The 9,473-nt window shown below is 75.1% G+C and carries 6 protein-coding genes and 1 riboswitch; of the genes, 4 read left to right on the forward strand and 2 right to left on the reverse strand.

What is annotated here, in order from left to right:
• Positions 1-81: 81 nt before the first annotated feature.
• Positions 82-1,872, reverse strand: coding sequence for a DEDD exonuclease domain-containing protein (locus ABD879_RS14490; RefSeq protein ID WP_345021607.1), 1,791 nt, complete (start codon positions 1,870-1,872; stop codon positions 82-84).
• A gap of 181 nt (positions 1,873-2,053) precedes the next feature.
• Here ABD879_RS14490 and ABD879_RS14495 point away from each other — a divergent pair, with 181 nt between their 5' ends.
• The 4 genes from ABD879_RS14495 (at position 2,054) to ABD879_RS14510 (ending at position 8,227) form a co-directional block, all read left to right on the forward strand.
• Complete coding sequence (locus ABD879_RS14495) at positions 2,054-3,448, forward strand: NYN domain-containing protein (RefSeq protein ID WP_345021608.1); 1,395 nt, start codon at positions 2,054-2,056, stop codon at positions 3,446-3,448.
• Between the two features lie 226 nt (positions 3,449-3,674).
• Positions 3,675-4,631, forward strand: coding sequence for a C40 family peptidase (locus tag ABD879_RS14500; protein WP_345021610.1), 957 nt, complete (start codon positions 3,675-3,677; stop codon positions 4,629-4,631).
• 401 nt (positions 4,632-5,032) lie between these two features.
• Positions 5,033-5,243, forward strand: a riboswitch (cyclic di-AMP (ydaO/yuaA leader).
• Positions 5,244-5,436: 193 nt separating this feature from the next.
• Entirely contained in the window at positions 5,437-6,723 is a 1,287-nt protein-coding gene (locus tag ABD879_RS14505; protein WP_345021612.1) for a hypothetical protein, read from the forward strand.
• Positions 6,724-6,829: 106 nt separating this feature from the next.
• Positions 6,830-8,227 (forward strand): M48 family metallopeptidase, encoded by a 1,398-nt coding sequence (locus ABD879_RS14510; protein WP_345021613.1) that lies wholly within the window; start codon positions 6,830-6,832, stop codon positions 8,225-8,227.
• Here the strand turns inward: ABD879_RS14510 and ABD879_RS14515 are convergent.
• Positions 8,214-9,473, reverse strand: a 1,260-nt coding sequence (locus ABD879_RS14515) for a L,D-transpeptidase (protein ID WP_345021615.1), incomplete at its 5' end; no start/stop codon positions are given. The two genes, ABD879_RS14510 and ABD879_RS14515, sit on opposite strands and share 14 nt — an antisense overlap.

Here is a 9,473-nt window from a genome sequence, read left to right on the forward strand (position 1 = left end):
TCCTTCCGAGGGGACGGCGGAACGCTGAAGGGACGGTGGAGCGCCGGGGTCAGTCCGTCACCCTAGCGGGCCGCGGCCCCGTCAGCGCAGAGGGCGCGGGGACCCGTGGTCCTCGGGGTCGGGCTTGACGTAGGCGGCCTCGATCCAGGGGCGCAGCCCTTCGGCGCCGTGCACGGGGCAGCTCCACTCCCCCTGCACCTCGGCGAGGCGCGCGCCGGGCGAGTCGAGCCAGCGCAGCACGCACTCCATCTCCTCGGCGCTGGCGGCGCCCGCGGGGCCGGGCCCGGGGAACACGGTCTCGGCGGTGGCGACGAGGGCGTCGATGTACGGGCGGGGGTGGGCGTGCGGCGGGATCGTCCCGGCCGCGGCGAGCCTGCCGTAGCGCACCACGGCCAGTTCCCAGCCGCCGTCGAACGCGGGGCGCGCGCCCACCAGCTGGGCGCAGCGGGCGAGCGCGGCCAGGCGCTGTCCGCGTGCGGCGGCGCAGACGAACGCGGCGAGCCGGTCGCGCTGGGCGGCCGCCTCCTCGTAGCGCAGGTCGGCGGTGAGGCGGTCGATGCGCGCCTGCGCCGCGGCGACGACGGGCCGCACGTCGCCCGCCATGACCGCCCGGACGGCGGCGGCGTGGCGGGCGTAGTCGTCGGCGCTCTGCCGGCCCTCGCACGGGGCGCCGCAGCGGCCGAGGTCGGCGAGCACGCAGGTGCGGGCCCGTCCGGCGGCGATGATCCGGGGGGTGAGCCGCTGGGTGCACTGGCGCAGCGGGACGGCCTCGTGCAGCGCGGCGCGGGCCTCCTCGGCCTGCCGCCGCGACCCGATCGGCCCCAGGTAGGCGGCGCCGTCGTCGCGGCACTCGCGCACGATCGACAGCCGCGGGAACGGCTCGTCGGTCAGCTTGAGCCACAGCGACCGCTCGGGGAACTTGGAGCGGCGGTTGTAGCGGGGCTTGTGCTCGGCGATGAGCCGCAGCTCGCGGACCTCGGCCTCCAGGCCGGTGGCGCACACGACGGTGCGGACGCGTTCGGCCAGGCCGACCATCTCGCGCACGCGCAGCCGGGTCTCCGAGCCGGTGAAGTAGCTGCGCACGCGCGTGCGCAGGTCGCCGCTCTTGCCGACGTACAGCACCTCGCCGCGGGCGTCCTCGAACAGGTAGACGCCGGGGGCGCTGGGCACGTCGGCGGCCAGGTGGCGTTTGCGGCGCTGCTCGGGGGTGGGCGCCTTGGCGAACGAGCGCAGCTCCTCCAGCGAGTGCACGCCGAGGGAGCCGAGCCGCTCGATGAGCCCGTGCAGCACGTCGACGGTGGCGCGGGCGTCGGCGAGCGCGCGGTGGCGGGGCGCGGCGCCGGTGCGGAAGAACCGCGCCAGGGTGTCGAGCTTGCAGTTGGGCACCTCGTCGCGGGTGAGCACGCGGCGGGCCAGGTCGACGGTGTCGACGACGGGGAACGCGGGCCAGGTGTAGCCGTGGGCGCTGCAGGCGGCCTTGAGGAAGGAGACGTCGAACCCGGCGTTGTGCGCCACCAGCACGGCGCCCCGGGCGAACTCCAGGAACGCCGGGAGCACCGCCTCGATGCGGGGGGCGGCGGTGACCATGGCCTGGGTGATGCCGGTGAGCGCGGTGATGAACGGCGGGATGGGGCCGCCGGGGTCGACGAGGGTGCCGAACTCCCCCAGCGGTTCGCCGCCGCGGACCTTGACCGCGCCGATCTCGGTGATGGCCGAGTCCTTGGGCGAGCCGCCGGTGGTCTCCAGGTCGACCACGACGAAGGTGACCTCGGCGAGGGGCGTGCCGAGGTCGTCGAGGGTGCCCTGGACGCCGTGGGTCGGAGCGGGTCCGCCGCCGGAGGCGGGACCGCGTTGGCGGGGCACAGCAGTCATGCCGGTGACCGTAGAGGACGCCACCGACAGTGCCGGTGCCGCTAGTGTGGACATGCCGGAACGCACCGTGCGGCCGCTGTGCCCTCGGGGGGCGGGCGCGGACCGGCCGAACCCCTGCCGGGGGCCTTGCGGCCCTCGGGGCTGCAGGGGGTCGGGGGATCACGCGTTCGCGCTGGTTAAGGTGCATGGCACCCGGGAACAGAATGCGCACCGGGGGTCATTTCGGCCTGGGAGGAGCAGGACCATCGACAGCGGCCCGGATCCGGACGAGCGGCTCGTCCGTCCCCTCCCCGAGGCGGTCCGGCAGCATGTCGTCGAGGCCGCCGCGGAGCTGATCGGCGCCCTTCCGCCCGACGAGGTGCCCGCTCCGCTGCGCCCGTTCGCCCGGTTCGAGCGGCGCAAGCGCGCCAAGTTCGCCGCGCCGCACATCGCGGCGCTGCTGGAGAAGGACGAGGCGTTCCGGCGCCGCGTCGCCGAGCCGCTGCGCGCCGGGCAGGCCGAGCTGGCCGAGGCGCTGGAGGCCGGGCGGGTGCCGCCCGCCGCCGATCCGGCGCGGGTGGCGGCGCTGGCGTACCTGCTGCGGCCGGACGGCTGGACGCGGCTGCTGGAGGCGGCGCGCGAGGAACTGGTGCGGTCCGCCACCGCCTCGGAGGAGGCCGCGGCCGAGCGCCGTGTCGCGGCGCTGCGCGAGGACCTGGCGGCGCTGCGCGAGTCGCGTGCGGCCGAGGCGGACAAGCTGCGCGCCGAGCTGCGCGAGGCCAAGGCCGAGATCGCCGATCTGCGGCGCAAGCTGCACGAGGCCCGCACCAAGGCGCGCACGGTGCGCGAGGAGGCCGAGGCGGCGGTGGCCGCGGCCGAGCGGCGGGCGGCGGCGGCGCTGGAGTCGGCGGCGGCCGACGCCAAGGAGGTGCGGCGGCTGCGCGTGCGGCTGGAGCAGGCCGAGGCCAACGCCGAGGCGGCCCGCCGCGCCGCCCGGGAGGGCCGCAACATCGACGACGTGCGGCTGCGCATCCTGCTGGACGCGCTGGTGGACGCCGCGCAGGGGGTGCGGCGGGAGCTGGCGCTGCCATCGACGATCGGCCGCCCGGCCGACGCGGTGGGCGGGGTGGCGCCGGACCGGCAGGCGCTGCGGGCGCTGCCCGGCCGGTCGCTGTCGGACGACGATCCGCAGCTGCTGGACCGGCTGCTGACGCTGCCGCAGGTGCATCTGCTGGTGGACGGCTACAACGTCACCAAGACCGGCTACGGGGAGCTGCCGCTGTCGGACCAGCGGGTCCGGCTGCTGTCGGGGCTGGGCGGCCTGGCGGCGCAGACCCGCGCCGAGGTGACGTGCGTGTTCGACGGCGCCGCGCTGGACGTCCCGGTGGCGATCAACCCGCCGCGCGGGGTGCGGGTGCTGTTCAGCCGTCCCGGGCAGACCGCCGACGAGCTGATCGGCGAGCTGGTGCGGGCCGAGCCGTCGGGCCGGGCGATCGTGGTGGTGTCGTCGGACCGGGAGGTGGCCGACGCGGCCCGCCGGGCGGGGGCCCGGCCGGCTCCGTCCACCCTGCTGCTGCGCCGCCTGGGCCGCTCCTGAACGTGCGGCGATCATGCTGTGACGCAACGCGACGTTGTGCCGAATATGCAGTGCAAGTAGTGACGAATCGGTTGTGACGGGTGTGCCCCCTCGCTAGTGTCGTCGGCTGATGTCATGGACGAGAGGGGCATAACCGACCGTGACCAGTCATATGACCGGGGCTCCCGCGGCGGACTCGCGAGGCCCACGGAACCTCTTCGGGGGGCGGCTCGCCCCCCGGCGCCTGGTGGCGACCGCCTGCCTCACCGTGGCGGCGTCCCTGACGGTGCCCATGGCGGCGGCGCACGCCGAGCCGACGCCGAGCGCGGCCGAAGCCCGTAAGAAGCTCACCAAGCTCAACGAGCAGGTCGAGCAGCTGGTCGAGAAGTACAACCAGGTCGGCGAAGAGCTCAAGATCGCCAAGCGCAAGCTGAAGGCGACCAAGAAGGCCGGCGCGGACGAGCAGAAGACCTTCAACGAGCTGCGCCAGAAGATCGCCGAGATGGCGGCCGCCGCGTACAAGAACGGCGACACCGGCGGCGTCGTCGGGTTCGCCGCGGCGGACGACCCGCAGAAGATCCTCGACCAGTCCGCGGTCATCTCGCACCTGTCCCGCAACCGCAGCTCGGAGCTGGACCAGTTCCTGGCCTCGACGCAGCGGCTGCGCCGGGAGCAGGCGCAGGCCCAGGCGGCCTACGACGAGGTCGTCAAGAAGGCCAAGGAGCTGAAGCAGAAGAAGGCCGAGGTCGAAAAGTCGATCGCGGCGCAGAAGAAGCTGCTGGCCAAGCTGGGCGAGACCGCCGACAAGCCCGGCACGGGCAGCGGGGCCACCTACAACGGCCCGGCCAGCGGGTCGGCGCGCACGGCGATCCAGTTCGCCTACGCGCAGCTCGGCAAGCCGTACCAGTACGGCGCCGAGGGGCCCAACTCCTACGACTGCTCGGGGCTGACGATGCGGGCCTGGGGCGCCGCCGGGGTGAACCTGCCGCGCGTCACCAACAGCCAGTACGCCGCCACCCGCCGCGTGTCGTTCGACGCGCTGCAGCCCGGCGACCTGGTGTTCTTCAACAACCTCGGGCACGTGGGGCTGTACATCGGCGGCGGCAACATGATCCACGCGCCGCGCACCGGGAAGAACGTGGAGATCGTTTCGATCACCTCGGGCTACTACCGGACGAACTTCTACGGCGCCGGGCGGGTCTGACGGCCCGCGCCCCTCGTCCCGCCCCGTTCTCCCGGCTACGGTCCAGGTCGGACGCGCTCCGACCTGGACCGTAGATCTTTTTGTCGGGTATTTGCCTATCCGTTGCTCTTTGGTACTTTGTGACCGCTTACGACGCCAGCCAGGCGCCGTACCGGCACCGACGTCGAGACGTCGCCTGCGGCACCCGCCAGGTGCCGCGCCCCCGCAGCGGCACACCGTGCCGCGTCTCTCCTCCGCGGCATCCGCCAGATGCCGTCCCCCGCTCGCCGGTCCCAGGCCGTACGTGCGCACGCCCCGGTGTGCATGGCGCCGGTAGCGCGCCACGGAGGCCCGCACGGGCCCGGCCGGACGGATCCCGCCCCCGGGGGCCGTCCACATCGCAAGTCCCGAACAAGTTCATCGCCGCTTGACCGCCGAGTCCGCCCCTGCGCCAGGGGTGGAGCCGGGGACCCACCGAGCCGGCGCCCGCGGGCCCGTCCCACGGGCCGTGGCCGGCTCCGGGGTGAATCGGCGCCCGTTCCCCGCCCCCGGAAAGCGAGGGGATGCGCGCCGTAGGTCGACTTCCACGACCGAACCCGTCAGCTAACCCGGTAGGCGTCTGGAAGGAGTGAGCGCCACCTGAGAACTCTCCTCGACAGCAGCGACCGCCGTCCCGGTATTCCGGCGGTCTGCATCTTGCCGGGTCCATGACGGACCGAACCTCAGTCTCTTGTGCGGCGTGGCCGTCCCCGACGGGCGGCCACGCCGCTTCGTCCTGCGCCCGGGTCCCCCCGCGTGCGCGGCACCCCCGCATAGGATCGCGCGCATGAAGGACGACGACGGCCGCCCCGAGAGCGACGGGCCATCGCCCCGCCGGGTCTCGCGCCGCGCCGCCGTCATCGCCGCTGCCGCCGCCTTGGCGGGATGCCTCCTGGCGGAACTCGGCCTGACCGCCGCCGGGCCCGACGCGCCCGCCCGCACCACGGTCTCCGCAACGCCCACCGCCGTACCCGACGGGCGCGCGGTCGCGGCCGTCCTGGCCAACCGGACGCGCGCCGTACGCGAACGCGACCGCACCGCCTTCATGGCCACGGTCGCCACCGCCCCGGCCGCGTACCGCGACGCCCAGGGCCGCCTGTTCGACAACCTGCTCCGGCTCCCGCTGGCGTCGTGGAGCGAGACGCTCGACCGCCTCGAACCCGGCTCCGCCGTGGCCCGCGTGCGGCTGAGCTACCGTCTGCGCGGCTTCGACGACGCCCCCGTCGTCCGCACCCGGTACCTGACGTTCGCGCCGCGTGCGGGCTCCTGGACGATCGTGGGCGACGGTTCCGCGCGCGGCCTGGCCGACGACGGCGACATCTTCGACGGCGGCGCGCTCACCGTCGTGCGGGGCGACCACACCCTCGTGGTGGGCGACGGGCCGCGCCTGCGGGAGATCGCGCGCCGCCTGGACGCGGCCGTGCCCGTCGTCTCCGGCGTCGTGGGCACCGGCGGCGACGGGGCGGGCCGCGGCCGGCGGCGCACCGTCGCGCTGGTGCCCGCGGACGCCCGGCTGGCCTCCGCGCTGGCCGGGCCGTCGCAGGACCTCGACCGGATCGCCGCCGTCGCGACCGTGGCGCCCACCGCCGAGGGGCCCGGCGCCGACCGCGTGGTCGTGTCCCCCGCCGCCTTCGCCCGCCTGAACGAGCTGGGCCGCGACGTCGTGCTGACGCACGAGCTGACCCACGTGGCCACCGGCGGCGCCCGCGACGGCCGCACCCCGCTGTGGCTGATCGAGGGCCTGGCCGACTACGTCGGCTACCTGCGGGCCGACGTGAGCGTCCGGTCGGCGGCCCGCGAGCTGCGCGCCGACGTCGCCGCCGGGCGGCTGCCCGACGGGCTGCCCGGCCGCGCCGACTTCGACGGCTCCTCGCCGCGGCTGTCGCAGTCCTACCAGGAGGCGTGGCTGGCGTGCCGGATGATCGCCGAGCGGTACGGTGAGGCCACGCTGGTCCGGCTCTACCGGGCCGCCGGCCGCATGCCGGAGGACACCGCGCTGCGCGAGACACTGGGCGTCGACCGGGACCGCCTCACCGCGCTGTGGCGCGACTACCTCCGCGAGGAGCTGGGCTGACGGTACGGAACCGGGCGACGAGACCGGGCGACGGGGCAGGGCCGGCGGCACCGGGCGGGCGGCGAGACGGGCCGGACGGCGGGACGGCGTGTGCGGAGGCGAGGCAGTGAGCGGCGAACGCGGCGAGAACACGGCGGACGCTCCGGCGCGGGCGGACCGGGCGGAGGACCCTCGGCCCCGGACGGCGCAGGCCGACCGGGGGCGCACCAGGCCGCGGACCGCGGCGGCCATCGCGTCGGTGGCGCTGTTCGCGGCCGTGGGCGTCGTGCTGGCGGTCACCACGCCGTGGAACCCGCTGCCCGGACGCGTCCCCGGCGGGCACACCGCCCCCGACCCGGCCCTCGACTTCACCCCCGCCGAGATCGAACGGTCCCGGGCGTTCGACGCGGCCCTGGCCCCGCCCGCGTACGCGGGGCTGCTCGTCGGCCTCGCCCTCGTGCTCGTCCTGGGGCTGACGCCGCTGGGCGCGCGGCTGCTGGACCGGGCGACGGCGCGGGCGCCGTGGTGGCCGCTGCGCACGGCCGCGGCGGCGCTGGCGCTCACCGCGGCCGTGCGGCTGGCCGGACTGCCGTTCGACGCCTGGAGCGAGTCGGTGCTGCACCGCTACGGGCTGTCCACCCAGTCGTGGCCGTCGTGGCTGACCGACCAGCTCAAGTCGCTGGGCGTCACCTGGGTGATCTGGACGGTGGCGCTGGCGCTGCTGTACCTGCTGATGCGGCGCTTCCCCCGCTGGTGGTGGACCGGGGCCGCGGCGGGCGGGTTCCTGCTGGTCGTCGGCGCGTCGTTCGTGTACCCGGTGGCGGTCGAACCGCTGTTCAACAGGTTCCACTCGCTGCCCGCCGGCCCGCTGCGCAGCGAGCTGCTGGCGATGGCCGAACGCGACGGCGTCCCGGTGACGGACGTGCTGGTCGCCGACGCGTCACGGCGCACCACCGCGCTCAACGCCTACGTCTCGGGGTTCGGGTCCACGCGGCGCATCGTCGTCTACGACACCCTGCTGAAGAGCGCCCCGCCCGAGCAGGTCGCCTCGATCGTGGCGCACGAGCTGGGGCACGCCGACAACGACGACGTGCTCCACGGCACGCTCATCGGGGCGCTGGCCGTCTCCGGGGGGATCTGCCTGCTGTACGTGCTGCTGACCTCGCCCCGGCTGCGCAGACGCGCGGGAGTGGACGCCAGCGGCCTGGCGGACGCCCGTTCGGCCGCGCTCGTGCTGGCCCTGGTGACGGTGGCCACCCAGGTCGGCGCCCCCGTGCAGAACCTCGTCAGCAGGCACGTCGAGGCCCGCGCCGACGCGCACTCCCTCGACCTGACCCGCGACCCGGCCACGTTCGTGTCGATGCAGCGGGAGCTGTCGGTGCGCAACATCTCCGACCTGCGCCCCGACCCGGTGGAGTACGTGCTGTGGCGGACGCACCCGGCCGGCCCGCAGCGCATCGCCATGGCCCGCGACTGGGCGCGCATGCACGGTGTGACCGAGCCTCCCCCGCTCAATCGTCGGTAGCGGTCCCGCGGCCCTCGTGCGCGCCCGGGGACGAGCGGGGGCCGGCCTGGCTGGGCGCCTGCACGGCGGTCCGCACGGGGGTGCTGCCGTTAGGCCCCACCAGCAGCGACCGGTTCAGCGCACTGCCCTTCACCCAGTCGTCCCACTTCATCTGCCAGTACCCCCAGCCGTTGTCGGGCTCCAGCTCGCGCGAGCTGCCCGTCACCGTCAGCGGGTCGCCCCGGTAGACGAAGTCGTAGAACCAGCGCGCGTTCTCCGGGCTGGCGTTGACGCACCCGTGGCTGACGTTCGCCGACCCCTGCGAGCCCACGGACCAGGGGGCGCTGTGCACGTACTCGCCGCTGTTGGAAATACGTACGGCGTAGTAGACGATCTGGCGGTAGTAGTCGGGGCATCCCGGTCCGCAGCCCACCGTGGCCGAGTCCATGATGACCGGGTTGCCCTTCTCCATGGTCAGGTGGACGCCGTTGGTGGTGGTGTACTTCTCGATGCCGCCGCGGCCCATGCTGATGGGGATGGTGCGGACCAGGCGGCCGTTGTGCGTCACCCACATCGTGTGGCGGTCCTCGTCGGCCCTGATGATGTGCTGGTCGCCGACGCGGAAGCGCACGTCGAAGTTCCTGGTGCCGTACAGCCCGCCGCCGGCGTGCACGCCGCTCAGGTGCGCCCGGAACCTCACGTCGGTCTGGGCGGGCCAGTAGTTGCGGGTGCGGAACACCAGGTTCTGCCCGTCGAACCAGTGCCAGGCGCCCTCCACCGGCCTGGAGGAGAACAGCTCCAGCGCGCGCTCCACGGCGGCGCGGTCGGTCACCTCCTGCGCGAAGCGCAGCACGATGGGCATGCCGACGCCCACGGTCTCCCCGTGGTCGGGCGCGGTGAGGGCCGCCTCCAGGGTCCGGTCGGGCCGGGCGGTGCCGAAGACGCTGGTGACAGTGCGCGTCCTGCCGTCGCGGCCGAGGGCGGTGGCGACGACGGTGTAGTGGGTGTCCGGGTCGAGCGCCCAGCGGGACCGCCAGCGGTCGCGCTCGCGGTTCAGGCCGCCCTCCACGCGGGTGCCCTTCGTCGTCACCGTGACGTTCTCGATGGTGCCGTTGCGGGCCCGCACGTCGATCGGGCTGTCCGGCCGGATCAGCGCGCTGCCGTCCGCGGGGGCCACCTCCAGGCGCACCGCCTCGCGCGGGTCCGGTGCGCGTTCGCCGCCGTCGAACGCCGCCGCGCCTACCGCCGCCCCGAGCGCCGCGCCGAG

Source organism: Actinomadura keratinilytica (genome assembly GCF_039539665.1).
Taxonomy (GTDB): Bacteria; Actinomycetota; Actinomycetes; order Streptosporangiales; family Streptosporangiaceae; genus Spirillospora; species Spirillospora keratinilytica.

Bases quoted from the DNA above. Each gene is read 5' to 3' on its own strand.
- ABD879_RS14490 (WP_345021607.1), bottom strand. From the start codon at position 1,872: ATGACTGCTGTGCCCCGCCAACGCGGTCCCGCCTCCGGCGGCGGACCC.
- ABD879_RS14505 (WP_345021612.1), top strand. From the start codon at position 5,437: ATGAAGGACGACGACGGCCGCCCCGAGAGCGACGGGCCATCGCCCCGC.